We start from the raw sequence: 23,530 nt of genomic DNA, 5'->3' as shown, positions 1-23,530 counted from the left end.
GCAATCAGATGCCGGCCATGCAGGTGTACTTGATGACCAGGTAATCCTCGATGCCGTAGTGCGAGCCCTCGCGGCCCACGCCAGACTGCTTGACGCCGCCGAACGGCGCCACCTCGTTGGAGATCAGGCCGGTATTGACGCCCACCATGCCGTATTCCAGGCGTTCGGAGACGCGCCAGACCCGGCCCAGGTCGCGGGCATAGAAGTAGCTGGCGAGGCCAAACTCGGTGTCGTTGGCCATGGCGACGACGTCATCCTCGGTTTCGAAGCGGAACAGCGGTGCCAGCGGGCCGAAGGTTTCCTCGCGCGCGACCAGCATGCCGGCGCCGACGTCGGCCAGTACGGTCGGCTGGAAGAAAGAATGCCCCAGCGCATGGCGCTGGCCGCCCTGCAGCAGGCGCGCGCCCTTGCCGAGCGCGTCGGCGATATGCTCTTCCACCTTGGCCACGGCCTTGTCGTCGATCAGCGGGCCGATGCGCACGCCATCTTCCATGCCGTTGCCGACCTTCAGGGCCGCTACTGCCGCCACCAGCTTCTGCGCAAACGCCTCGTACACGCCCGCCTGCACGTAGATGCGGTTGGCGCAGACGCAGGTCTGCCCGGCATTGCGGTACTTGGACACGATCGCGCCTTCAACCGCCGCGTCCAGGTCGGCATCGTCGAACACGATAAAGGGCGCATTGCCGCCCAGCTCCATCGACACCTTCTTGATCGTCGACGCGGTCTGGGCCATCAGCACGCGGCCAACCTCGGTCGATCCGGTGAAGGTGAGCTTGCGCACCAGCGGGTTGCTGCTCATCTCGCCGCCGATGGCGCCGGCCGAGCCGGTCACCACCGACAACACCCCGGCCGGAATGCCCGCGCGCTCGGCCAGGGCCACCAGCGCCAGCGCTGTCAGCGGGGTTTGCGATGCCGGCTTGAGCACCATGGTGCAACCTACCGCCAGGGCCGGGCCGGCCTTGCGCGTGATCATGGCGGCGGGGAAGTTCCACGGCGTGATGGCTGCGCATACCCCCACCGGCTCCTTGGTCACGACTATGCGCTGGTTGCTGACCGGCGCCGGGATGGTGTCGCCATAGACGCGCTTGCCTTCCTCGGCAAACCATTCGATAAACGAGGCCGCGTAGGCGATTTCGCCGCGCGCTTCGGCGATCGGCTTGCCCTGTTCGGCGGTCATGATGCGCGCCAGATCTTCCTGGCTGGCCATGATCAGTTCGAACCATTTGCGCAGCAGCGCCGAGCGCTCCTTGGCGGTGCGGGCGCGCCATGCCGGCAGCGCGCGGTTGGCGGCTTCGATGGCCTGGCGGGTTTCATCGGCGCCCAGTTGCGGGACCTGTCCCACGCGCTCGCCGGTGGCCGGGTTGGTGACGTCGATGCGGCGCTCGCCGTCGACCCAGCGGCCGTCGATATAGCACTGCTGCCGCAGCAGCGAGGAGTCCTGGAGGTTCAGCATGGTTGTCTCGGTGGATGCCGGCGGTGCCGGACGTCTTGTGGAAGCCTGAGACAACGATTGTAATCCGGCGGTCTAGGTTGAGGTCTCTGGCGGACCGGCAGGTGCTTCGATACCCCAGTCGCCGTACTCCAGCCAGTCGTCGCCGAGCAGTTCAATCGGGTGCTGCGTGCGGCTGGAGCCGTTGCCGCAGCCCATGTCGTCTACGGAGCAGTACTTGTCGCAGCCCCAGCAGATGCGCTCGGGGTGGCGGGGATGAAGGGGGAATTTCTTGGCCATGGCTTGCGGTTGGGAACTGCTGAGACGATTATGCCCACACCCGCAAGCCGTCGATTTGCGCAACCGCAAGCACAAGTCAGCCGGGAGCCATCCCGCTCAGTCCCATCCGTCGGCATCCAGCCGGGTCCAGCGGTCGGGCGCCTCGCCATCGGGCGAGGCCAGCAGCAGTGTCTGGCCGCAGTGCGCGCAACGGTACACAAACGCATTCTGGCCGCTGGCGGTGCGCAAGGTCGCCGACATCACCAGCCTGGGATGCGGCGGCACGTGGCCCGGCCGGTCCAGCTGCGACTCGCACAGGTCGCAAATAGACATCATTGTTTTCCTCCGCACGATCCCCGGCGTAGCAAGAATGCTGTGGTGCAGCATTCGCTTTTCCAGTATAGCGGCGGATCGATAGTGCCGTTGGGCGATGGCGGGCGGCTATTCGCCAAGGAACTCTGCCACCACTTCGAGCCCTTCAATGTGATCGGCAACCACCTTGGCGATGGTGATCAGCGGGATGGCGAGCAACATGCCCCATACGCCCCAGAGCCAGGTGAACAGGAGCAGTGCAACAAATACGGCCACCGCGTTCATGCGCGCCATGCGGCCGGTCATCCAGGTGGTGACGACCGACCCGATCAGCGTGGCGATCAGCAGCGATCCGACCGTTGCCGCGGCTGCCATGCCGAGCGTGCCGAACTGCATGAAGGTCACCACCCCCAGGCAGACCGCGATTGCCAGGGCGCCGAAGTAGGGCACCAGGTGCAGCGCCGCGGCCGCGATTGCCCAGCTGCCGGCGTTGTGCACGCCCAGCCACTTGAGCAGCAGCCAGGTACAGGCGCCCAGGGCCGTATTGGTCACCAGCAGCATGCCCATGTAGCGGCGGATGGAGCGGTTGACCTCGTCCAGCATGTGCACGCTGATCTTCTTCTCGGAAATGGTATGCCCGACCATCTTGATGAACTTGCGCTTGAAGGTATCGCCGGCCAGCAGCAGGAAGTACAGCAGGAAGACCACTACCACTGCCTGTCCGGCCATGGTGAAGATGCTGACCGAGCCGGCCAGCAGCATGTTGTGGATCTGGGCGGGCGCTTGCTCCACCACCACCTGCGTGCCGCGTGCGGGCGGGGGCTGGCCGGTGCCGCTGAGGACGGTGGCGGCGCGACGTACCTTCTGCCACATGGAATCGTCGCCGCTCATCAGCGCGCCGACCGAGCGCGACAGCTTGCTGGCCGTCTCGGGCAGGCTGTTGACGATCGATTCCACCTGCCCCTGCAGCAGGTAGGCGCCGCTGAGCAGGGCGCTCAGCACGGCCAGCAACACCACGGTGCCCGCCAGCGCGCGCGGCAGGCCCAGCCGCTGCAACGCGCAGACCAGCGGGTCCAGCAGGTAGGCCAGGACGATCGCGAGCACCACCGGAATGAGGAATTCGCGTGCGATATGCACGGCGTACAGCGAAAAGAGCGTCGCCAGCACCACCAGTGCCACGCTGGCACGGTGCAGCGAGGCGGCGACGGCATCGGCCGGCACGACTGAGTCAGCCATCTCCGCCATCGTGCGGGACCCGGCGGCGCCCTCGGTGTCGGCGCCGGCATGCGGGCTGCCGTCGGCGGGCAACGGAACGGGCGAAGCAGGGGGCAGCGAAGAAGGCGCGGAATCGGGGATGGTCGACATAGTCGGGCGCCCTGGCAAAAGGCCTGGCGCTGCTATGAAGATAGCTGGCCGGCAGGCTGCGGCTGTCGGACGCCGCCGCCTGCGCATGTCAGACAAGCGCGGCAGCGAGGCGCCTTACAAGCGACACCGCCCGGCCGGCAGCATGGCGCTGCGCGACCGGGCGGTACGGTGACTGCGGGCGGGAGCGCGCAGGCTCAACCTGTGACCGTCTTGGTTTCAAGGAACTCGGCAATGCCTTCGGGGCCGTATTCACGCCCGTTGCCGGACGTCTTGTAGCCGCCGAACGGTGCGGTGAGGTCCATTGTCGCGCCGTTGATGCGCACGCTGCCGGCGCGCAGGCGGGCGGCCAGCTTGCGTGCCCGCGCCGCGTCGGCCGACGCGATGTAGGCGGCCAGGCCGAACTCGGTGTCATTGGCGATTGCCACCGCCTCTTCTTCTGAGTCGTACGGCAGCAGGCATATCACCGGCCCGAAGATCTCTTCGCGCGCGATGGTCATGTCATTGCGCACGTCGGCAAAGATGGTCGGGCGCGCATAGAAGCCGCGCTGCAGCCCGTCGGGGCGGCCGGGGCCGCCTGCGGCCACGCGCGCGCCCTCCTCGATGCCCACCCCGATGAGGCGCTGCACCTTGTCGTACTGGCCGCGGTTGGAGATCGGGCCCATCTTGGTTTCGGGGTCGGACGGGTCGCCCACCTTGACCGCGTTGGCGACGGCGGCGGCAATCTGCACGGCCTGCTCATAGCGCGAGCGCGGCACCAGCATGCGCGTCGGCGCGATGCAGGTCTGTCCGGTGTTGACCGTGCACTGCGCCACGCCGCTGGTCACCGCCGCCTGCAGGTCGGCATCGTCCAGGATGATCATCGGCGACTTGCCGCCCAGCTCCTGCGCCACGCGCTTGACCGTGGGCGCGGCGCTGATGGCCACTTCCACGCCGGCGCGGGTCGAGCCGGTGATCGACACCATGTCGACGTCGCGATGCGACGACAGCGCGGCCCCCACCGCGCGGCCCTCGCCATAGATCATGTTGAAGACACCCGGCGGCGTACCCGCGGCATCCATGATCTCGGCGAAGATCCGGGCGTCCAGCGGCGCGATCTCGGATGGCTTGAGCACCACGGTGCAGCCCGCCGCCAGCGCCGGCGCCACCTTGGCCGCGATCTGGTTCAGCGGCCAGTTCCACGGCGTGATCAGCGCCGCCACGCCGATGGCCTCGCGCAGGATGCAGCTGTTGCCGCGGGTGGTTTCGAACTCGAAGTCGCGCAGCGCCTGCAGCGTTGCCTGCAGCTGTGCCAGGCCGATCGCGGCCTGCAGATTGGTGGCCAGCGTGATCGGTGCGCCGATCTCCTGGCGCACCGCCTGCGCCAGGTCGCCCATGCGCGCCTGGTAGGCGGCGATGATGCGCTCAAGCAGGGCGATGCGTGTTTCACGCGTGGACACCGACCAGGCCGGGAAGGCTGCGCGCGCCGCGCCCACGGCCTGGTCCACGTCCGCCGCGGTGCCCATGGCGAGCGTGCCCGCGACCGCTTCGGTGGCAGGATCGATGATGTCGGCCTGGGTCGCGCCCGCTGCGGGCTGCACCCACTTGCCATTGATATAGAACTTGTCGACGATGTTCATGCCGGTTGCCTCGGATTGTCTTTGGGTGGGGACGGTCAGACCGGGCGGTCGCCGATGATGGTGGCGCGGTTCATATGGCGCACGGCCGGGAAGTAATCCTGCACCGCGTAGTGTTGCGTGGAGCGGTTGTCCCAGAGCGCGATGGTGTCCGGCTGCCAGCGCAGGCGCACCTGGTACTCTGGCGCGGCGGCCTGGCGGTACAGGTACTGCAGCAGGTCCAGTTCGGCCGGGCGGTAGTCGGAGCCGATGCGATATGGCGCTTCCTTGACGAAGTTGGCGAAATGCGTGGTGAAGGCTTCGTTGACGAACAGGATCTTTTCGCCGGTTTCCGGGTGCGTGCGTACCACCGGGTGCACCATCGGCGGATACTTGGCGCGCATCTCCGCGTATTTTTCTTCGTTCAGCGCCGAGCCGAAGGTCGGCATGGCGTCGTGCACGGCCTTCAGGTTGGCGATGCGGGCCTTCATGTCCTGCGGCAGGTTTTCATAGGCCGCGGCCATATTGATCCACATGGTATCGCCGCCGACCTCCGGGCACTCCACGCAGCGCAGCATCGAACCCATCGACGGGATCTCACGCCAACTAACGTCCGAGTGGTAAAGGTTCTCGCGCCCGCGCGTCGTGCCATCGCGCCCGAATACAACCAATTCGGGATGTTCCGGGTGGTTGGTAAACATCGGATGCACTTCCAGCTCGCCGAAGCGGCGCGCCACGGCCACGTGCTGGGCTGGCGTGATTGCCTGCTTGCGGAAGAACAGCACCTTGTACTTCAGCAGTGCGCGGCGCAGTGAGAGATAGGTGTCGTCGTCCAGCGGCTCGCGGAAATCGATGCCTTCGACATCGGCGCCGATCGTCGGCGTGCAGCGGCGCACGGCAAAGGGAAAGGCTTCATTGTCCAGCGCGCGGTAGGCTTCCGGGCTGATGGTGGTTGCGGCAGTGGCTTGCATGGGGTGTCTCCTCGGTGTAGTGGTTGCCGATGCAGGGGGATAGCCGGCTTAGCGGTGCGAGGCCTTGACCAGGTCCGCAGCCTTTTCGCCGATCATGATGGCGGGGGCGTTGGTGTTGCCGCCGATCAGCGTCGGCATGATCGATGCGTCAGCGACGCGCAGGCCCTCCACACCTTGCACGCGCAGTTCCGGGTCGACTACCGCCATGTTGTCGACGCCCATCTTGCAGGTGCCGACCGGGTGGTAGACCGTGTCCGCGTGCGTGCGCACGAAGTCGCGGATGGCGGCTTCATTGCTGCTGTCGGGGCCGAAAGCGTCGGTCAGGATTTCGCGCCCGCCGTACTGCGCCAGCGCAGGCTGCGCAAAGATGCGGCGGATTGCCCGCACGCCTGCGACCATGCCGGCCATGTCTTCCTCAGCCGACAGGAAGCGCGGATCGATCACCGGCGTCTCGCGCATGTCGGCGCTGCGCAGGCGCACATGGCCGCGGCTCTTCGGACGCAGCACGCAGGCGTGGCAGGAGTAGCCGTGGCCCAGTTTGCCCAGGTTGCGGTTGCCGAGCAGCGCCACGGCAAAGTGCAGCTGCACATCCGGGATGTCCAGCTCGGGGCGGCTGCGCAGGAACGCACCGGCCTCGGCGATATTGGACGACACCATGCCGGTGCGGTTGCGCCGGTAGCGCATCACCTCGCGCGCCAGCCGCAACATGCCGCGGCCGGTCTTGCCGAACAGCTCGGTCGTTTGCAGCTGCTTGTTGACGATGATGTCGAGGTGGTCCTGCAGGTTCTCGCCCACGCCCGGAAGGTCATGGACCACGTCGATGCCGAAGTTGCGCAAGTGCGCGGCCGGGCCGATGCCGGATGCCAGCAGTAGCTGCGGCGAGTTGAAGGTGCCGCCGCTGACCACGATCTCGCGCCGTGCGCGCAGGGTCTGCACCGCCCCGCCGCGCACGACTTCCACGCCGACAGCGCGCCTGCCTTCGAACACGATGCGCAGCGCTTGCGTATCGGTCAGCACCGCCAGGCCGCGACGGCCGCCATTGAGCGCCGTGTCCGCGGCATTGCCGTTGTGCAGGTAGGCCCGCGCCGAGTTCCAGCGCTCGCCGTTGCGCTGCGTCACCTGGTACAGGCCGACGCCTTCCTGGCTGTGGCCATTGAAGTCGTCGTTGTGAGGCAGGCCGGCCTGGATCGCTGCCTGGACAAAGCGCTGTGCAAACGGATTGGGCGAGCGCAGGTCGCTCACATGCAGCGGCCCGTCATTGCCGTGCAGCGGATGTTCCTGGCCGGCCAGGCTAGGATTGCACTCGCTGCGGCGGAAGTAGGGCAGGACGTCGTCGAAGCCCCAGCCCCGGCAACCGAGCGCGGCCCAGTCGTCGTAGTCGCGCCGATGGCCGCGGATATAGACCATGCCGTTGATCGAGGAGCTGCCGCCCAGGCCGCGCCCGCGCGGCTGGTAGGAGCGGCGGCCGTTCAGGCCCGGTTGCGGTACCGTGTAGTAGGCGTAGTTGCGCGGGCCGGCCTTGGGCACCACCGCGGCAATGCCCACCGGCGCCCAGATCGAGAAGTGATGATCATGCGGCCCGGCCTCGAGCAGCGCCACGGTCGCACTCGGGCCTTCTGCCAGGCGCCCCGCCACGGCGCACCCCGCCGATCCCGCGCCGATCACGATGTAGTCGAACTCTGCCGCCGCGCTGGCGGTGTCTTGTGATGTCTTGGTATTCAATTTACGTGTCTCCTGAGTTGCCAGCATGCGGTGATCTGCGGGGGCGCGCGCATATCTGGTGACGACGGATACTGCCATTACCTGTTATAACAGGTCAATAGGGTTACGCCACAGGCTGTCATGATAGGTATAATCCCTTCCACCCAGTTCGGAGCCGCCGCCAAGGCGGAACATAAGTGGCGCTGCCCAGGTTCAAAGAGATCGAAAACGAGATTCGCCAGCGAATCGCCAGCAACACATGGGGGCCGGGCGCCAAGCTTCCGTCCGAGGCGGAGCTGGTGGCGGAATTCGCGGTTAGCCGGATCACCGTGCGCCAGGCCCTGTCCGGGCTGCACAACGCCGGCCTGATCGAGAAGGTCAACGGCAAGGGCAGTTTCGTGACTCGTCCCTCAGACACGCCCAGCCTTGGCGCGCTGACCGGTTTCTATGAAACCGCACGCGCCCGTGGCCAGCTCGCCTACGGCAAGCTGGCGTCGGTACGGCTGGTGCGCGCGCCGGCCCATGTGGCGGCGGCGCTGCGTCTGCAACCTGGCGAGAAAGTGCTGAGCGTGGCCACCGTGCGGTACTGGGATGACGCGGCCGTCGCGCATTTCACCCTGATGGGTCCTGAGCCGCTGATGCGCCGCCTGGTGCAGGAGGACCTCGAAACCAACGACGCCATGTCGCTGTTTGAAAGCCGGCTCGGGTACCGGTTCAAGGAAGTGGCGATGGAAGCTACCGCCGTTGCCGCGCCCGCGGACGTGGCGCGCCGGCTCGGTGTTGCCGAGGGCGAACCGCTGTTGCGCCTGCGCAGCACGCCGCATGATATCGAGGACACACCGTTGTTCTGCGGCGAACTGCTGTTCCGCCCGGACCGCTATGCCTACAAGTGGACACTGACGCGCTAGCACGGATGCCTGCCATCTTCAGTCGATACTGAACTGCGCCGGCGCGGTAACTTTTACCCGCGGCGCGCACTTCTTACTGTGGCCGGACCGCAGTCATGTCACTTTCCCGCATTGCCGGGCGCCGCGTTTCCAACCCGGCCCGCGCCGCTCGTCGTATGGCGCCGCTGGTACGTCAGTTGCGTCTTCCGCAGCAGAGCTGCGTTCCAGCGCGCTCACCGGCAGCCTGCGCCGTGTAGCAAGGCTTGCCGCCAACCATGCTAGATGGAGGACGACATGAAAACAACACTACGCATCGGCACAGCCCTGCTCGCAATTGGCTTCCTGGCGGGTTGCACCGCCACCGGCAGCACCACCGGCTCTGGCTCGCTGTCCGGCGCCGGTTCGGTCACCGAACAGAGCCGCAGCCGCAGCAGCACCCCTAGCTCAAGCACTTCTACCGGCACGTCCGGCGCCACCAGCACGACCAGCCCGAGCGGCACCTCCAGCGGCAGCAGCGGTGCAGCCAGCGGCTCGGGCACTGCCCGCTGACGCCGGCGCACAGCCGCCGGTGGCCTGGCACCGGCGGCTGCGCGGCTTCGCTATCGGTCCCGGCCGGTAACGACGCGCGCGTCGCGGCGCGCGGGAATGATGTCTTCGTCCGCGAGCCGTTGTTGCAGGTCGTTGTTGGGCATGTGGGTGAAGTCCTTGCCAATTTCCTTCGTGATGAGGTCGGTGACGCCGGCGGAAAGGGCTTTGCGCAGCAGGCCCAGGAAACGCGGCGCCGCGATCAGCGCCAGTGAGTCAAAGCGCTGCTTGTTGCGCGCATCGGCAAGGTAGTCCGCCACGCGGCGGGCAAACAGCTGCGCTTCCTGGTGCAGTTCATCCTCGCCGGCCGACGATGTGACGGTGGACGGCCCGGCCTGGTGGGCACCGGGGTGCCCGGCGTCGCCCTGTACGGCGGCGTGGCCGCGCCGGCCGTAGGCGTCGCGACGCAGGTTGGCGCGGTCGCCATGTGCTGCCGCGTCAGTGATTTCCTCAACCAGAGCCATTGGCGCGGTTGAGGCGTGCGAGGCAAAAATGCGGGCGAGGGATTCGTCCGCCACAAGAATCCAGGTGTGTTTCATGATCGCTCCGGTTGCCGGTGCGAACACCGGTCCCCCATCCCTCGCTTCAAAGGATACGCCATCCGGGCAGGGGGACGTCACCGGACCGCAGATGACGCCGGGCGTAGTCACCACACGCCAAAGAACACGCCGGCCTGCTTGTACACATTGGTCTTGGCCGCTACCTCTTGGCTGGTTACCGTCACGCGCGGCTTGAGCGTGCAGAACCACTCCAGCAACCGCAACCGCATGGTGCTGCGCACGGCTTCGTGGCCGGGGTCGCTGCCCAGGTCGAAATACTCCTGCGGATCGTTCTGGAGGTCGAACAGCTGTGGCCGGAACCCTTGCCAGTGCACATATTTCCAGCGCGCGTCACGCACCATCCAGGCGCGGCACTCGCCGGGATGGCGGCCCAGCGCCACGCGAGCGCCGCGATAGGCATAGTCCAGCTCGGATACGACGAAATCGCGCCAGCTGCCGGCATAGGCTCGCTCGCCCGCGCGCGTCAGGTCCAGCAACGAGCGGCCCTCGACGCGGTGGTCGGCCGGCGGCAGGCCCAGTGCGTCCAGCACCGTCGGCACCACGTCGACCGCGCTGACCATGCTGGCCTGCGCGCTGCCGCGCGTGGCATCCGCTGCCGGCGAGGGGTCGTAGACGATCAGCGGGATGTTCTGCACAGTGTCGTAGAACTGCTCCTTCTCGCCCAGCCAGTGGTCGCCCAGGAAATCGCCGTGGTCGGCGGTGAAGACGATCAGAGTGTCCTGCCAGCGGCCCAGGCGTTCGAGCTGTTCCCAGAGCTGGCCGAGCCGGTCGTCGATCTGCTGGATCAGGCCCTGGTAGGCGGGGCGCACCGTGTCCGAGACTTCCTGGCGCATGAAGTTGGCGCATTCTTCCTGCGTGCGGTAGGCCGACAGCACCGGGTGCGGGTCTTCCAGCTCGGCGTCGTGGCGCTGCAGCGGCATGCAGTCATCGAGCGAATACGCGGCGTGGTAGGGCGCGGGCGCCAGGTAGGGCCAGTGCGGCTTGACCAGCGACAGGTGCAGCACCCACGGATCGTCGCCGCGCGTGGCGATGTACCGCATCGCCTGGTCCACCGTGTACGCGGTCTCGGAATGCGGCTCGGCCACGCGCGCGGGCAGGCCGGCGTTGCGCATGTGCCAGCCGGAGACGATCTCGCCGCGTTCGTTCTCGGCGCTGATCACGTAGTCGGTCCACGGATCCGCGCTGTCGTAGCCTTGCTGGCGCAGCCAGTCGGCGTAGGCGCTGTGCGGCTCGGCGTGGTGGCCGTCATGGCGGTCGACTTCGGTGAAGTGGCCGCTGCGCAGCAGCGTTTCCAGCTCAGTGCCGCCATCCAGGTGCAGCCGCTTCAGGTTGGCGTTGTCGGGCATCACATGGGTCTTGCCCGCCAGCGCCAGCGCGCGGCCGCTGTGCTTCAGGTATTCGCCCAGCGTGACTTCGCCGACCGACAGCGGCACGCGGTTCCAGGTGGCGCCGTGGCTGCTGACATGGCGGCCGGTATAGAAGCTCATGCGGCTGGGGCCGCAGACCCCGGAGGTGACGAAGGCGCGGTCGAAGCGCACGCCGCGCGCGGCCAGCGCATCGATATTGCGCGTGCGCAGCGCCGGATGCCCGTAGCAGCCCAGGTGGTCGCGCCGCAGCTGGTCGCACATGATGAAGAGGGTATTGCGGATCGTCATGGTCGGTTTGTCGGGTTTCAGTCGCCGGTATAGCCGGACGCCTTGACCACCGGTGCCCACTTGCCGGCGTCGGCCTTGAGCACGCCGGCAAAGGCGTCGGCCGGGCCGGTTGCGGGTTCCAGCCCCAGCTTGAGGAACTTGTCGCGCACGTCCGGCGACTGCACGGCCCTGACGATGGCGGCGTTGAGCTTGTCGAGCACCGGGCGCGGCGTGCCCGCGGGTGCCAGCAGGCCGTAGCGGCCTTCACCTTCGATGCCCTTGTAGCCAAGCTCGGTGAAGGTCGGCACATCGGGCAGCGCCACCGAGCGGTGGGTGCCGGAAGTCGCCAGCACGCGGATCTTGCCGGCGCGGTGCATTTCGGTCAGGTCGGCAAGGGTGTCGACCGAAGCCGGCACCTGCCCGCCGACCAGCGCGCTCATCAGCGGCGCAGAGCCGTTGAAGGGGACGTGCAGCATGTCGATGCCAACCTGCTTGCCGATCATCAGCCCGAAGAAATGCGGGATGCTGCCCAGTGCCGGCGAGGCGTAGGAGTTGTTCTGCGCACCGGCCTTGAGCCATGCCACATAGTCCTTCAGCGTGCGCGCCGGGCTGGCCGGCCCGGTGGCGAGCGCCAGCTGGAAGTTGGCGGCCTGCGCCACGGGCGTGAAATCGCGCTGGATATCGTAGTTGAGCTTGCGGTAGACCAGCGGCGCAATGGTCATGACCGCCGAGTTGGCCACCACCAGGGTATTTCCGTCGGCCGGCTGCGTGCGCGCGTAGTCCATCACCAGCCGCCCGCCGGCGCCGGGCTTGTTCTCGATGACCACGGTCTGGTTCAGGGTCTCGCGCAGCTTGTCGCCGACCAGGCGTGCGGCGAGGTCGGCGGTGCCGCCGGCCGGGTAGCCCACCAGGATGCGCAGCGGACGGTCCGACTGCGCGCTGGCGGGCGCGGACCATGCAGCGGCAACCGCCAGCAGGCACGCGGCGAAGCGGGGAAGGAAGGTGCGAGGGCTCACGATGTCTCCAGTTTGTTGTCCGCCGGCGAGCGGCGTCGATGCAAGCTAACACCCGTCGATATAATTGACAAAGTCAACTAATTGGCAGGTGTGGCATGGCACACGACAACAGCGGCAACCGCCTGCAGCGGCCGCAGCGGCTGGCGGATTTCATCAACTACCGGATCTACCACCTGAACCGCGTCGCGCTGGGCGCCGCGGCGCTGCACCTGCGCGCCAGGGCGGGCGTCACGCGGCGCGAATGGCGCATGATCTCCTTCCTTGGCGAGCAGCCCGGCACCCGGCTGACCGAACTGGCCGAAAGCGCCGGCCTGGACAAGGTGCTGGCCAGCCGCGCCGTCCACGCCCTGGTGGAACGCGGCCTGGTGCGCCGCGAAACGCGTACCCAGGACCGGCGCGCAGCAGCCTTCACGCTGACCGAGCAAGGCGAAGCCGTCTACCGTGCAGCGTTCGCACAGGCGCGGGACTTCAATACGCGGCTGCCTGCCTGCCTGACGGCGGAAGAGGCGCGCGTGCTGTCGCGCTGCCTGGACAAGCTGCAGGCGCAGGCCGGCGCGATGCTGGTCGAGGCGCAAGCGTTGCCACAGCCGGAAGGGGAAGCGCCGGCGTGGGATCTGCTGCAGGTGTGGCGGGGAGGGAAGGGCTAGCGGCTGGGTGGTGCCGGTCACGCCTGCACCGCAGCGTCGCGCAGCCACAGCGCGAAGCGCCGGATCAGCGCCTGCTTGGGATTGTCCCCACGCCAGACGATGTAGCAGTTGTGGCTCGCGGGAAAGCTGGCGGCCAACGGCTGCACCAGCCTGCCCGCGGCGATAGCCTCCCGTGCCAGCAAGGCGCGCGTCAGCGCCAGCCCCAGGCCGCTGGCGGCGGCTTCGATCAGCAGTGCGCGGCAGTCGAAGACGATGCCGTCTTCCGGCTCGTCCAGCACCACCCCCGCCGCCGCGCCCCATTGCGCCCAGCGAAAGCGCGCGTGCCGCAGCCGCGGCAGGTGCGCGGCGTCTGCGGCCGTCATGCCCGCGTGCCGCTGCGCGAAGTCGGGGCTGCATACCGCGATGATGTCGTCGTCCAGCAGCTTCACGCACTGGTAGCCGGTGAAGGGCGCGGGACCGTAGCGCAGGCTGACGTCGAGGTCGGAGCGGGCGAAGTTCGGGTCGTCGGTGCTGGCTGCGATAGACAGGTCCAGGCCGGGCAGGGCTTCGCGCAACCGCGGCAGCTTGGGTACCAGCCAGGCGCCGGCCAGCTCGGGGCTGACATTGACGCTCAGCGACTGGCGTTCACGCGCGCGGCGCTCGGTGGCACCGGCCAGCGACAGTTCGACCGCGCGCAAGGCATTTTCCAGTTCATCGGCAAGCTCGCGCCCGGTGGCGGTCAGTTCCAGTTGCCGGCCGGCGCGCCGGAACAGGGTGCAGCCCAGCTGTGCCTCCAGCGCACGGATATGGCGGCTGATGGCGCCGTGCGTCACGCACAGCGCATCGGCGGCGCGCGTCATGTTGCCCGTGCGCGCGGTGGCGGCAAAGGCCTGGAGGACTTGCATCGAGGGGAGCCTGCGGATCATGGCTGTGATCTTGCCTCACAGGTCATGGCAAAACAAGTCGATTGTCCTGCCATGCCGCGCGGCCGATACTGGGCCGCACCGAACCGGCCACTGCGAAGCCGGTGCGCGACGAGGAGACCCCCAATGAAATTGCAGCTGAAGATCAACGGCAAGCGCCATGCCGTCGATGCCGACCGCGACATGCCCCTGCTGTGGGTATTGCGCGACTACCTGGGCTATACCGGGACCAAGTTCGGCTGTGGTGCCGGCCTGTGCGGGGCCTGCACCGTGCATGTCGACGGCAAGGCCGTGCGCGCCTGCATCACGCCCGTGGGCAGCGTGGCACGTGCCGACATTACGACCATTGAGGGATTGTCGGCCGACAATTCGCATCCGGTGCAGCGTGCGTGGATTGTCGAGCAGGTGCCGCAGTGCGGCTACTGCCAGTCCGGCATGATCATGGCCGCCTGCGCCTTGCTGAAGGAGAACCCGGAGCCCGCGCCTGAAGACATTCGCGCCGGCATCACCAACCTGTGCCGCTGCGGCACCTACCCGCGCGTGGAGCGCGCCATCCTGCGCGCCGCCAGGGGACAGAGCATGGCCGATACCGACGGGAGGGCGCAATCGTGAGCGAATGCCACACCAGTCGCCGCCGCTTCCTGCAGGCTGCCAGCGCCGTGCCGGCAGCGTTCGTGCTGGGCTTCCACCTGCCGCTGGCAAAGGCCGCGGATGCGCCCGCGCGCGATCCCGACGATATCAACGCGTGGCTGCGCATCGATGCCGATGGCAGCGTGACCATCATGGTGCCTTCCGCCGAGCTGGGGCAGGGCGTGATGACATCGGCGCCGATGCTGATTGCCGAAGAGCTGGAGTGCGACTGGAAGCAGGTGCGCGCGGAGCTGGCGCCCACCGATCCGGTCTACAACAACCGCATGTTCAAGGTACAGGCGACCGCCAGCAGCACCTCCGCGCGCTGGTCGTTCGAGCCGCTGCGGCGCATCGGCGCTACGGCGCGCGAGATGCTGCGCGAAGCCGCGGCGCAGGGCTGGAAAGTGCCGGTCGCGGAGTGCCGTGCCGTACAGGGCGTGGTGCGTCATGAGGCCAGCGGCCGGACGCTTGGCTACGGTGCGCTGGCAGCGCGGGCTGCCGCCTTGCCGCGCCCGGCCAGCGTGGCGCTGAAGGATCCGCGCGACTGGAAGCTGCTGGGCCGCCCGACTGACCGGCTCGACATTCCGCTGAAGACGCGCGGTGCTGCGGTGTTCGGCGTCGATGTCAAGGTGCCGCGCATGCTGGTGGGCTCGGTGATGGCCTGCCCGGCATTCGGCGGCAAGCTGCACCGTGTCGAGGCCCGGCCGGCGCTGGCCGTGCGCGGCGTGCGGCGCGTGGTGCCGTTGGACGACGCCGTGGTGGTGCTGGCCGACAGCTACTGGACCGCGCGCAAGGGCCTGGCCGCGCTCAGGCCGGACTGGAAACTGCCGCAAGGCGAACCCGTCGGCGATGCCGCCTTGATGGCCGGCTACCGGGAAGCCGCGCGGAGCGCTTCGGCGCTGGCGTTGCGCAATGGCGACCCCGATGCGCACATGCAGGCCGGCCAGGCCTATACCGCCGAATACGAAGTCCCGTACCTCGCGCACGCGACCATGGAGCCGATGAATGCCACGGCCGACGTTCGCGCCGACCGTGCCGAGATCTGGGGGGCGACCCAGGTCTGCGGCGAGATCGCGCATCGGCTGGCGCCTGTGCTCGGCCTGCCGGCCGAACGCATCGTCGTGCATTCGACCTTTGTCGGCGGCGGCTTCGGCCGGCGCGAGGAGTTCGACGTCTTTTTGCAGGCGGCGCTGGCATCGAAAGCGGCAGGACTGCCGGTCAAGCTGATCTGGTCGCGCGAGGAAGATATCCAGCACGACTTCTACCGCCCCGCGGCGGCGGCGCGCTTCAGCGCCGTGCTGGCACCCGGCGCGGCAGGCATCCGCGCGCTGGATGCGCGGCTGGCGTGCTCATCGATCTACATCCGCAATTTCCCGGACCGGGTCAAGGGCGGCGTCGATCCCAAGTCGGTCGAAGGCGTGGTGGACCTGCCTTACGCGCTGCCCAATGTCGCCGTGCGCCATGCGATGGTCAATACCGCCGTGCCGGTCGGTTTCTGGCGCGGCGTGGGCTATACCCAGAACACGTTCTTTGCCGAGAGCTTCATCGACGAGCTGGCCCACCATGCCAGGACTGATCCGCTGCAGTTCCGGCTGCGCCTGCTGGCCGAGCGCCCGCGCCAGGCGGATTTGCTGCGCCGGCTGGCGCAGCAGGCCGGCTGGGGCGGCGCACCGGCGGGGCGCTTCCAGGGCGTGGCGCTGTCGCAGGCATGGGGCTCGCTGTGCGCGACGGTAGTGGAGCTGTCGGTGCGGGACAAGCGCATCACGCTGCACCGCATCCTCAATGCTATCGACTGCGGCACCGTGATCAACCCCGCCACGGTCGAGCGCCAGCTTGAGGGCGCCAGCATCTGGGGCCTGAGCGCGGCGCTGTCCGGCGTCATCACGATTGGCGACGGGCGCGTGCAGCAATCCAATTTCCACGACTACCCACTGCTGCGCCTGGCCCAGACGCCGCGCTTCGAGGCTGTGCTGGTGCAGAGCGGCGAGCGCATCGGCGGCGTGGGGGAATCGGCGGTGCCGACGCTGGCGCCGGCGCTGGCCAATGCGCTGTTTGCTGCCACGGGCGAGCGCATCCGTTCACTGCCGCTGGCGCGGCATGGGTTCGAACTGGCGTAGCCGCGGCGCCGGGCCCTCAGGACGCCATCGCCGCTGCCGTGGCGCCGAAGGTTGCGACGCAATTGCGCCCGGAGCGCTTGGCCAGGTAGAGCGCTTCGTCGCCGGCACGGAGAAAGGCGCGCAGCTCGGCGAAATCCTTTTCGTTGCCGGGGCCGTTGGCATCGGTCACCGCACCGATGCTGACCGTCAAGTGCCCGTCGGCACCGGCAGCATTCGGAATCTGCAAGGCCTGGACGGCAGCGCGGATGGCCTCCGCCATGGCGGCCGCGCCGGCAGCGTTGGTGTGCGGCAGCAGGATGGCAAACTCTTCGCCGCCATAGCGCCCCGCATAGTCGCCCGGCCGCCGCACCTGGCGCTGGATGCAGGCGCCCACCGCTGCCAGCGCATCGTCACCGGCCTGGTGGCCGTAGCGGTCATTGAATTCCTTGAAGTGGTCGACGTCCAGCATCAGCAGCGACAAAGGCTGGCTGTGGCGGCGCGCGCGCCGCCATTCCACGTCGGCGGCATCGTCCAGCGCACGGCGGCTGCCAAGGCCGGTCAGGCCATCGGTGTTGACCATCCAGCGCAGGTGCTCTTCCATCTCGACACGGCGCCGCCATTGGCGCGACAGCAATACCGAGAGCGCGATGATGGCAGCGTCCAGCGCGATGATCATCGCCCCGAACACCCAGGCGCGCTTGTGCCAGGGTGCCAGCACGTCGTGGGTGGCGCGTCCCACCACGACCAGCAGCGGAAAGCCCGGAGTGCGCCTGAAGCTGTAGAGCCGCTGCACCCCGTCGACTGCCGCGACGCCGATAAACGTGCCTTGCGTGCCTTGCAGCAGCGGTGCAAATGACGGGCTGCCGGAGATGTCGCGCCCGATCGATTCGGCTTCATAGGGCCGCCGCATGATGATGGTGCCGTCCGTGCGCAGCAGCGTCAGGGTGCCGCCCGCGCCAAGGCTTACGCCATCGAACAGCTTGCGGAAGTAGTTCAGGCGCAAGGTGCCGACCACGGTGCCGGCAAAGCTGCCGTCCGGTGCGGAAAGCCGCCGGCTGATGCCGATGGACTTGTTCTCCGGCGCCAGGCGCGGCTGGAACGGCCGGCTCAGGAACAGGCCGCTGTGATCGCCGCTGCGGTGGACCTGGAAGTAGTCGCGGTCAGAAACGTTGACCGGGCGCGGCGGCCACTGGTGCGAGTCGAACACCAGCGTGCCGTTGGCGTCGGTGACCAGCAGCGAGCCCATGTCTTCGGCGTTGATCAAGCGGTCGAACAGCAGCCGCTGGCGCAGCGCCGGCGGTTGCGCCAGCAGTGCGGGATCGTGCATGGCTTCCACTATGCCCCCGATTGCCAGCTCATGGATCTGCAGGTTGCGCGTGATGCTGCGTTCCAGCGTCAGCGCCAGGTTGGCCGAGGCCTCGCTGGCATTGTCCAGTGCATCCCTGCGCATCTGCACCAGGGCAAGGGCACCAAGGGCCGCGATCATGCAGACCAGGACAAGGCTGGCGGCAACGATCAGGGAGGCCGGGCGGGAAATGGCTTTGCGGGCCGGAAAGTGAGGTATTTGACGCACGAAGGAAAGCTGTTCTGCTTTTATGCGGCCATTGTAGTACCTGGCCGCAGCCTGGCTCAGTTGCGTTATGCGCCAGCGCATCGTCCCGGAGCTTGCGGCCCTGGTCCTGCCTGGCCAGGGCACACGTGCTGTGTGCCACTGCGCGCGTCCGGCACTACGCTGCACGCACAGTTCTTCCCTACACTTGAGCATGGCGGGTTGCCGCCGCTGAAGGGAAGACCGCATGCAGCCAGAGCCTGCACAACCCAAGCCTGTGGCGCTCGCCCTGCAGGGCGGCGGCATGCATGGCGCCTTTACCTGGGGCGTGCTCGACCGGCTGCTGGAGGACGGCAGGCTGGCGATCGAAGGCGTCAGCGCCACCAGCGCCGGGGCCATGAACGCCACCGTGCTGGCCTACGGGCTGCTGCAGGGCGGCAGTGACGGCGCGCGCCTGGCCTTGCATGATTTCTGGGAGGCGATCGCGCACTCGGCGCAGCGCTACAACCCGTTCCGGTGGCTGCCTTGGTTCAAGAGCAGCCATACGCTGGGCCTGAACCATTCGCCGATGTATGCGATGGCCGACATCGCGCTGCGCCTGCTGTCGCCGTACCAGTTCAATCCCAACAACCTCAATCCGCTGCGCGACGTGCTCGGCAGCCAGGTCGACTTTGCGGCACTGCGCGAGCATTGCCCGATCCGGCTCTACCTGTGTGCGACCAATATCGAGACCAGCCGGATACGCATCTTCCCGCCCGAGGAACTCAGCATCGACGCCGTGCTGGCCTCGGCCTGCGTGCCCACGCTGTTCCAGGCGGTCAGCATCGACGGCCAGCACTACTGGGATGGCGGCTATGTCGGCAACCCGGCGATTTTCCCGCTGATCTATCACTGCCAGACCCACGATGTGGTGATCGTCCATATCAACCCGATCGTGCGCCACGGCGTGCCGACCACGGCCGCGGATATTCTGAATCGCGTCAATGAGGTCAGCTTCAACTCGTCGCTGATGCGCGAGATGCGCGCCATTGCCTTCGTCACGTCGCTGATCCAGCAGGGCAAGCTCGACGGCACGGAGATGAAGGAGGTGTGGATCCATTCGATCCGCTCGGACCAGACCATGGCCGCGCTGGGGGTTTCCACCAAGTACAACGCCGATTGGAATTTCCTGTGCTCGCTGCGCGACAAGGGCCGCGCAGAAGCGAGCCGGTGGCTGGAGCAGCACTACGACAGCGTGGGCCGGCGCTCCAGCATCGATATCAGCGGGGAGTTCCTGTAGGCCAGGCCGCCTGCGCCAGCCGCCACGTCAGGTTGGCGCGTGCCTGCGCCTCGTAGCGCGCCTGGAACAGGTCGGTGGTGTAGATGCGCGGGCTGGCCAGCAGCGCACTCAGGAAGGCGCGCTCGGCGGCGTCATAGGCGGCGTCGTCCAGGTCGGTGCGTTCGGCCCGCAGGTTGGCGCCATTTTCCTGGAAGCGCGCGCGGCTGCAGCCCAGCGCCGCCAGGTCGATGTCGGCGGTGAAGCGGCCGGCCAGGCTTGCCGGCACTTCGGCGTGGGTGGTTTCCAGGATAAGGGCGGCCACGCGCGCGGCGGCGGCGATGCTGCCGCCTGACCAATGGCGCAACCATGCGGCGCTGCGTTGCTCGTTGTCCGTGGCGCCGGGCACGTAGATGACGTCGTGGCACCAGAGCGCCAGTTCCACCTCGTCGGTATCCGGTATCGCGCTGCGCGCCCAGTCCAGGTCTTGCAGGCAGCGACGGACATGGTCGAGGGTGTGGTAGTGCCGCGTCGGCTCACCGTAGCAACGAGCGAGATCGGCATAGGCGTCGGCCGCGTGCGTGCCGCCCGCACGTGTCCACAGCGCGACGAAGCGGTCTTGCAGGGGGAGGCCTGGCGTCGAGGTCATGCGTGGGGGCGCTCCGGGGTATTGGCCTGGTCGGCCGCCAGCGCTGCAAGCAGCGCCTGGGCCTCCTGCCAGTCCGCGGTGTCGGTGCCCTCGCTGAAGCTGCCGTGGACCCGCGCCAGCACTTGACGCGCCGCGTCGACCTTGCCTTGTTGCCGCCACAGCCGGGCCAGGCTCAGGGTGGCCTGCAGCTCCAACGGCTTTGCACCTTGCTCGTGGGCGACCGTGATGGCCCGGTGCAAGCAGGCTTCGGCTTCCTCCTGCGCGGCCGGCGGCGCAGGGCGCTCTGCCGACAGCTGCAGCAGCATCTCGGCGCGCAGCCGGTACACGGTTGCCTCATCCAGCCGTTCTCCGGTCTCTTCCACCAGCGCTTGTGCCTGCGTGAGCACGTCCAGCGCGGCGGTGGTCTGGCCTGCCTTGCCGCAGGCCTCGGCAACCAGGGCCAGCAGGTTCGGCATGCCCAGTCTGCCGCCGGTGGCCTCATAGGCGGCCACGCCCTGGCGCATCAGCGCAACGCCTTCCTGGTGACTGCCCAGCGCCGCCATCGCCCAGCCCTGCAGGACGGTGCCCCACGCCAGGTAGATCGGAAAACCCTGTTCGCCCGAGATGGCGATGGCGGCTTCGGCGTACTCCTGTGTCAGCCGGACTTCGTGCCGGCATTGATGCTGTTCCGCGGCAAAGACCAGGCACAGGGCAAGGTTGTACGCATCCGGGCGGGCACGGGCCATGGCCAGCGCCTCCTGGCAGCGCGCCAGTGCCTGGTCCGCCAAGCCCTGGTACCACAGGATCCAGCCCAGCGTGCTGGTGGCGTGGACGGCCGGGTCGCGCCCGTAGCCCGTGAGGAAGTCGTACGCCGGTTGCTCAGGATGCGGCACCGCGAGCACCGCCTCAACATGCTTGCGCGCGGCGTCCAGCATGCCAAGGCGGAACAGCGTGGCGCCGATCGCGCGATGACCCTCCGCCAGCTGCTTGGGCTTCTGCGACTTCATGGCCAGCGCAAGCAGCCGCTTGCCCAAAGGCAGCGAGACCTCGTATTGCGCACGAAGCTGATAGAACGCCCACAACCCCAGCTGTGCCGAGAACAGGTAGGGCGTCTGCTGGCCTTGCTCGCACAAGGCCAGCGCACGCCGGTAATTGCCCTCGACTTCGGGCGATGCCTGGCCCCGGGCCGCAATCAGGGCCGGCCCGAGCGCAAGCAGCAGCGTCAGTTCCTGGCGCGCGCGTTCGGCACTGTCGAGTTGCCGCTTGAGCAGGTCGATGGCCATGCTCAGGTGCCGGATCGCTTCGGCCTGCGCCGAGCGCAGCAGGGCTTGCTGGCCGGCGCAGTGCAGGTACTCGACCGCCTTCGGGATGTTGCCGCTGTTGCTGTAGTGGTGCGCCAGTTCGCTGCAGTAGTCCTTGAGCCGGCCATGGAAGAGCGCCTCGATGGCCTGGGCGGAGCTTTCATGCAAGGCGCTGCGCCGCTCGGTGAGCAGCGAGCTGCCGGCCACCTCCTGGGTCAGCGCGTGCTTGAAGGCGTACTCGACCTCAGGGAATGCCGGCCGTTCGTAGATGAAATCCGCAGCCTGCAGGTCGGACAGCAGCGGATGCAGGTGGTCTTCCGGCAAGCCGGTCACGCGCAGGACCAGGCTCAGCGGGAACTCCTTGCCAATCACGGCCAGGGTCTGCAACAGCTCCTTCTGGGCCAGCGGCAGCCGGTCGATACGGGCGGCCAGCACGCCTTGCACGGTGGTGGGGATATGGAGCAGGGCCGGCGCGGTCTCGATGCGGTAGCAGCCGGGCTGGCCGAGCAGCGCGCCTTCCTCGGCCAGGGTCTGGACCACTTCCTCCATGAAGAAGGGGTTGCCTTCGGTCTTGTCGAGGATCAGCCGCTTCAGCGGCACCAGGCTGCGGTCGTCCCCGAGCAGCGCGGTCAGCAGTTCCTGCGCCTCCGCCTGCCCCAGCGGCTGCAGCTGCAGCTGCGAATAATGCCCGTCCGCATTCCAGCGATGGCTGTACTCCGGCCGGTAGTTCACCAGCAGCAGGATGCGCGCGCCGGGCACATGGTCGATCAGCATATTGAGGAAGGCCTCGGTCTCACCGTCCAGCCATTGCAGGTCTTCGAAAATGACTTCCAGCGGCTGGTTGAGGCTTTCCCGGACCAGCAGCCGCGCAATCGCCTCGAAGGTGCGCTGGCGCCGGATGGTCGGGTCCATGGTCGGCAACGGCGAGTCGGGCTCGATGGTGCCGAGCAGGTAGAGCAGGTAGGGCAGGTGTTCTTCCAGCGAACGGTCCAGGGTCAGCAGCCTGCCGGTCACCTTTTCGCGGCAGCTGCGGTCGCCGTCCTGCGCCGTGATCTGGAAATAGCTCTTCAGCATCTCGATCAGCGGCAGGTAGGCAAACGCCTTGCCGTGCGAGACCGAGAAGGTCTCCAGCGCCAGGCAGCCCTGCTGCGACCTGACCTTGAACTCATGGAACAGCCGGGACTTGCCGACCCCCGCTTCGCCGACCACTGCAACAATGCGCCCGTGTCCAGCCTTGGCCTGCCCCAGCGCCGCGTGCAAGTGCGCCAGCTCATCCTGGCGCCCGACAAACCTGGCGAGGCCGCGGTGCGCGGCCACCTGCAGGCGCGTGCGCAAGGCTCCCAGGCCGACGACTTCATATACCGCGAGCGGATCCCGCACGCCCTTGACATGGGTGGTCCCCAGCGCCGTGAACTCGAAATAGCCTTCGGTGAGCTTGTGGGTCGATTCGCTGACAAGGATCGACGCCGGCGTGGCAATCCCCTCCATGCGCGAAGCGATATGGATGGTGTGCCCGACCGGATCGTAGTCGGTGTGCAGGTCATCCTTGCGGATCGAGCGCACCACGACTTCGCCGGTATGGACGCCGATCCGGATCTGCAGCGGGATGCCTTGCTCCAGCCGCACGCGGTCGCTGTGGCGATGCATCGCGTCCTGCATGCGCAGCGCCGCGTAGAGCGCGCGCAAGGCATGGTCCTCGTGGGCGATCGGGGCGCCGAACAGCGCCAGGATGCCGTCGCCGAGGAACTTGGCCACATAGCCCTCATAGTGGTGGACGGCTTCCATCATCAGCGTCACCACGGGGTCGATCAGCCGGCGCGCGTCTTCGGGGTCGAGGTCCTGCGTCAGCGCGGTCGAGCCGGCCATGTCGGCAAACAGCGCGGTGATGGTCTTGCGCTCGCCGGCGGTCTCGCCCCTGGCCTCCATTGCCGCCTGTTCGGCCAGGATGCGCCCGGCAAGGTGGGGCGGGGTGTAGAGGACCGGGGCCGTGGCCGCGGGCGGCGCTGGCGTGGCAGCGGTGCCGACCGGGGCGTCGGTCAGCGCAAAGCCGCAAGCGCGGCAGAACTTCGCGGCTGCAGTGGCTTCCGCACCACACTGAGGGCAGGCTCGGCCAAGCTTTGCTCCGCACGCCTCACAGAAGTTGGCTCCCGCGAGGTTCGCGAAACCGCAACTGGTGCAGCGCATTTCGCCT

The 23,530-nt window shown here is 67.9% G+C and carries 20 protein-coding genes; 5 read left to right on the top strand and 15 right to left on the bottom strand.

Going from position 1 to position 23,530, the window contains the following annotated elements; translation table 11 throughout:
• Positions 1 to 4: 4 nt before the first annotated feature.
• From gabD to AC1Q6V_RS17365, 7 genes are all read right to left on the bottom strand, one after another.
• Positions 5 to 1,453, bottom strand: a complete 1,449-nt coding sequence (gene gabD / locus AC1Q6V_RS17395; protein ID WP_058696805.1) for an NADP-dependent succinate-semialdehyde dehydrogenase — start codon at positions 1,451 to 1,453, stop codon at positions 5 to 7.
• Positions 1,454 to 1,525: 72 nt separating this feature from the next.
• Complete coding sequence (locus tag AC1Q6V_RS17390; protein WP_041688119.1) at positions 1,526 to 1,729, bottom strand: DUF3079 domain-containing protein; 204 nt, start codon at positions 1,727 to 1,729, stop codon at positions 1,526 to 1,528.
• A 96-nt stretch (positions 1,730 to 1,825) separates the two neighbouring features.
• The gene (locus AC1Q6V_RS17385; RefSeq protein WP_010814521.1) at positions 1,826 to 2,041 is read right to left on the bottom strand and encodes a hypothetical protein; all 216 of its coding nucleotides are present in this window, start codon (positions 2,039 to 2,041) and stop codon (positions 1,826 to 1,828) included.
• A 108-nt stretch (positions 2,042 to 2,149) separates the two neighbouring features.
• Complete coding sequence (locus AC1Q6V_RS17380) at positions 2,150 to 3,385, bottom strand: AI-2E family transporter (RefSeq protein ID WP_439671878.1); 1,236 nt, start codon at positions 3,383 to 3,385, stop codon at positions 2,150 to 2,152.
• Positions 3,386 to 3,579: 194 nt separating this feature from the next.
• Positions 3,580 to 5,001 carry an aldehyde dehydrogenase family protein gene (locus AC1Q6V_RS17375; RefSeq protein WP_454750252.1) on the bottom strand — a complete coding sequence of 474 codons (1,422 nt, stop codon included), beginning with the start codon at positions 4,999 to 5,001 and terminating at the stop codon, positions 3,580 to 3,582.
• Positions 5,002 to 5,036: 35 nt separating this feature from the next.
• Complete coding sequence (locus AC1Q6V_RS17370) at positions 5,037 to 5,948, bottom strand: TauD/TfdA dioxygenase family protein (protein WP_010814518.1); 912 nt, start codon at positions 5,946 to 5,948, stop codon at positions 5,037 to 5,039.
• A gap of 48 nt (positions 5,949 to 5,996) precedes the next feature.
• Entirely contained in the window at positions 5,997 to 7,697 is a 1,701-nt protein-coding gene (locus AC1Q6V_RS17365; RefSeq protein WP_492316316.1) for a GMC family oxidoreductase, read from the bottom strand.
• Positions 7,698 to 7,846: 149 nt separating this feature from the next.
• On the opposite strand from AC1Q6V_RS17365, the gene AC1Q6V_RS17360 reads away from it, so the two are divergent.
• Complete coding sequence (locus AC1Q6V_RS17360; protein WP_058696802.1) at positions 7,847 to 8,557, top strand: GntR family transcriptional regulator; 711 nt, start codon at positions 7,847 to 7,849, stop codon at positions 8,555 to 8,557.
• Between the two features lie 257 nt (positions 8,558 to 8,814).
• On the opposite strand, the gene AC1Q6V_RS17355 is transcribed toward AC1Q6V_RS17360, so the two are convergent.
• From AC1Q6V_RS17355 to AC1Q6V_RS17340, 4 genes are all read right to left on the bottom strand, one after another.
• Positions 8,815 to 9,096 carry a hypothetical protein gene (locus tag AC1Q6V_RS17355; RefSeq protein ID WP_011617293.1) on the bottom strand — a complete coding sequence of 94 codons (282 nt, stop codon included), beginning with the start codon at positions 9,094 to 9,096 and terminating at the stop codon, positions 8,815 to 8,817.
• A gap of 39 nt (positions 9,097 to 9,135) precedes the next feature.
• Positions 9,136 to 9,660 (bottom strand): host attachment protein, encoded by a 525-nt coding sequence (locus AC1Q6V_RS17350; protein ID WP_011617292.1) that lies wholly within the window; start codon positions 9,658 to 9,660, stop codon positions 9,136 to 9,138.
• 107 nt (positions 9,661 to 9,767) lie between these two features.
• Positions 9,768 to 11,336 (bottom strand): sulfatase-like hydrolase/transferase, encoded by a 1,569-nt coding sequence (locus AC1Q6V_RS17345; protein ID WP_439669123.1) that lies wholly within the window; start codon positions 11,334 to 11,336, stop codon positions 9,768 to 9,770.
• A gap of 17 nt (positions 11,337 to 11,353) precedes the next feature.
• A complete protein-coding gene (locus AC1Q6V_RS17340) occupies positions 11,354 to 12,331 on the bottom strand; it encodes a Bug family tripartite tricarboxylate transporter substrate binding protein (RefSeq protein WP_010814512.1) in 978 nt (325 codons plus the stop codon).
• 95 nt (positions 12,332 to 12,426) lie between these two features.
• Here AC1Q6V_RS17340 and AC1Q6V_RS17335 point away from each other — a divergent pair, with 95 nt between their 5' ends.
• Positions 12,427 to 12,978, top strand: coding sequence for a MarR family winged helix-turn-helix transcriptional regulator (locus tag AC1Q6V_RS17335; protein WP_454750254.1), 552 nt, complete (start codon positions 12,427 to 12,429; stop codon positions 12,976 to 12,978).
• A 17-nt stretch (positions 12,979 to 12,995) separates the two neighbouring features.
• On the opposite strand, the gene AC1Q6V_RS17330 is transcribed toward AC1Q6V_RS17335, so the two are convergent.
• Positions 12,996 to 13,862, bottom strand: coding sequence for a LysR substrate-binding domain-containing protein (locus AC1Q6V_RS17330; RefSeq protein ID WP_439671874.1), 867 nt, complete (start codon positions 13,860 to 13,862; stop codon positions 12,996 to 12,998).
• A gap of 144 nt (positions 13,863 to 14,006) precedes the next feature.
• Between AC1Q6V_RS17330 and AC1Q6V_RS17325 the strand changes: the two genes are divergently transcribed.
• Positions 14,007 to 14,492 (top strand): (2Fe-2S)-binding protein, encoded by a 486-nt coding sequence (locus tag AC1Q6V_RS17325; RefSeq protein ID WP_011617287.1) that lies wholly within the window; start codon positions 14,007 to 14,009, stop codon positions 14,490 to 14,492.
• Complete coding sequence (locus AC1Q6V_RS17320) at positions 14,489 to 16,627, top strand: xanthine dehydrogenase family protein molybdopterin-binding subunit (RefSeq protein WP_454750255.1); 2,139 nt, start codon at positions 14,489 to 14,491, stop codon at positions 16,625 to 16,627. The genes AC1Q6V_RS17325 and AC1Q6V_RS17320 overlap by 4 nt, the downstream gene beginning before the upstream one ends.
• 16 nt (positions 16,628 to 16,643) lie before the next feature.
• On the opposite strand, the gene AC1Q6V_RS17315 is transcribed toward AC1Q6V_RS17320, so the two are convergent.
• Positions 16,644 to 18,260, bottom strand: a complete 1,617-nt coding sequence (locus tag AC1Q6V_RS17315; RefSeq protein ID WP_011617285.1) for a sensor domain-containing diguanylate cyclase — start codon at positions 18,258 to 18,260, stop codon at positions 16,644 to 16,646.
• 142 nt (positions 18,261 to 18,402) lie between these two features.
• Here AC1Q6V_RS17315 and AC1Q6V_RS17310 point away from each other — a divergent pair, with 142 nt between their 5' ends.
• Positions 18,403 to 19,434, top strand: a complete 1,032-nt coding sequence (locus AC1Q6V_RS17310) for a patatin-like phospholipase family protein (RefSeq protein ID WP_010814506.1) — start codon at positions 18,403 to 18,405, stop codon at positions 19,432 to 19,434.
• Here AC1Q6V_RS17310 and AC1Q6V_RS17305 read toward each other — a convergent pair.
• Both AC1Q6V_RS17305 and AC1Q6V_RS17300 read right to left on the bottom strand, forming a co-directional pair.
• Positions 19,415 to 20,059, bottom strand: coding sequence for an HD domain-containing protein (locus AC1Q6V_RS17305; protein ID WP_454750256.1), 645 nt, complete (start codon positions 20,057 to 20,059; stop codon positions 19,415 to 19,417). The genes AC1Q6V_RS17310 and AC1Q6V_RS17305 overlap by 20 nt on opposite strands.
• A complete protein-coding gene (locus AC1Q6V_RS17300; protein ID WP_454750257.1) occupies positions 20,056 to 23,523 on the bottom strand; it encodes an adenylate/guanylate cyclase domain-containing protein in 3,468 nt (1,155 codons plus the stop codon). The genes AC1Q6V_RS17305 and AC1Q6V_RS17300 overlap by 4 nt, the downstream gene beginning before the upstream one ends.
• Positions 23,524 to 23,530: the final 7 nt, after the last annotated feature.

The sequence above is a fragment of the Cupriavidus sp. GW823-FHT07B10 genome, assembly GCF_058794355.1.
Note: the sequence above shows the minus strand (reverse complement) of the source record. Positions and strands in the feature narration are given on the sequence as shown.

What these genes read in the sequence shown, in the direction of transcription:
- AC1Q6V_RS17385 (WP_010814521.1), bottom strand. Translation starts at nt 2,041, where the DNA reads ATGTCTATTTGCGACCTGTGCGAGTCGCAGCTGGACCGGCCGGGCCAC.
- AC1Q6V_RS17300 (WP_454750257.1), bottom strand. Translation starts at nt 23,523, where the DNA reads ATGCGCTGCACCAGTTGCGGTTTCGCGAACCTCGCGGGAGCCAACTTC.
- AC1Q6V_RS17375 (WP_454750252.1), bottom strand. Translation starts at nt 5,001, where the DNA reads ATGAACATCGTCGACAAGTTCTATATCAATGGCAAGTGGGTGCAGCCC.
- AC1Q6V_RS17350 (WP_011617292.1), bottom strand. Translation starts at nt 9,660, where the DNA reads ATGAAACACACCTGGATTCTTGTGGCGGACGAATCCCTCGCCCGCATT.
- AC1Q6V_RS17390 (WP_041688119.1), bottom strand. Translation starts at nt 1,729, where the DNA reads ATGGCCAAGAAATTCCCCCTTCATCCCCGCCACCCCGAGCGCATCTGC.
- AC1Q6V_RS17315 (WP_011617285.1), bottom strand. Translation starts at nt 18,260, where the DNA reads ATGCGCTGGCGCATAACGCAACTGAGCCAGGCTGCGGCCAGGTACTAC.
- AC1Q6V_RS17380 (WP_439671878.1), bottom strand. Translation starts at nt 3,385, where the DNA reads ATGTCGACCATCCCCGATTCCGCGCCTTCTTCGCTGCCCCCTGCTTCG.
- AC1Q6V_RS17365 (WP_492316316.1), bottom strand. Translation starts at nt 7,697, where the DNA reads ATGCTGGCAACTCAGGAGACACGTAAATTGAATACCAAGACATCACAA.
- AC1Q6V_RS17335 (WP_454750254.1), top strand. Translation starts at nt 12,427, where the DNA reads ATGGCACACGACAACAGCGGCAACCGCCTGCAGCGGCCGCAGCGGCTG.
- AC1Q6V_RS17310 (WP_010814506.1), top strand. Translation starts at nt 18,403, where the DNA reads ATGCAGCCAGAGCCTGCACAACCCAAGCCTGTGGCGCTCGCCCTGCAG.
- AC1Q6V_RS17325 (WP_011617287.1), top strand. Translation starts at nt 14,007, where the DNA reads ATGAAATTGCAGCTGAAGATCAACGGCAAGCGCCATGCCGTCGATGCC.
- AC1Q6V_RS17305 (WP_454750256.1), bottom strand. Translation starts at nt 20,059, where the DNA reads ATGACCTCGACGCCAGGCCTCCCCCTGCAAGACCGCTTCGTCGCGCTG.
- AC1Q6V_RS17330 (WP_439671874.1), bottom strand. Translation starts at nt 13,862, where the DNA reads ATGCAAGTCCTCCAGGCCTTTGCCGCCACCGCGCGCACGGGCAACATG.
- AC1Q6V_RS17370 (WP_010814518.1), bottom strand. Translation starts at nt 5,948, where the DNA reads ATGCAAGCCACTGCCGCAACCACCATCAGCCCGGAAGCCTACCGCGCG.
- gabD (WP_058696805.1), bottom strand. Translation starts at nt 1,453, where the DNA reads ATGCTGAACCTCCAGGACTCCTCGCTGCTGCGGCAGCAGTGCTATATC.
- AC1Q6V_RS17345 (WP_439669123.1), bottom strand. Translation starts at nt 11,336, where the DNA reads ATGACGATCCGCAATACCCTCTTCATCATGTGCGACCAGCTGCGGCGC.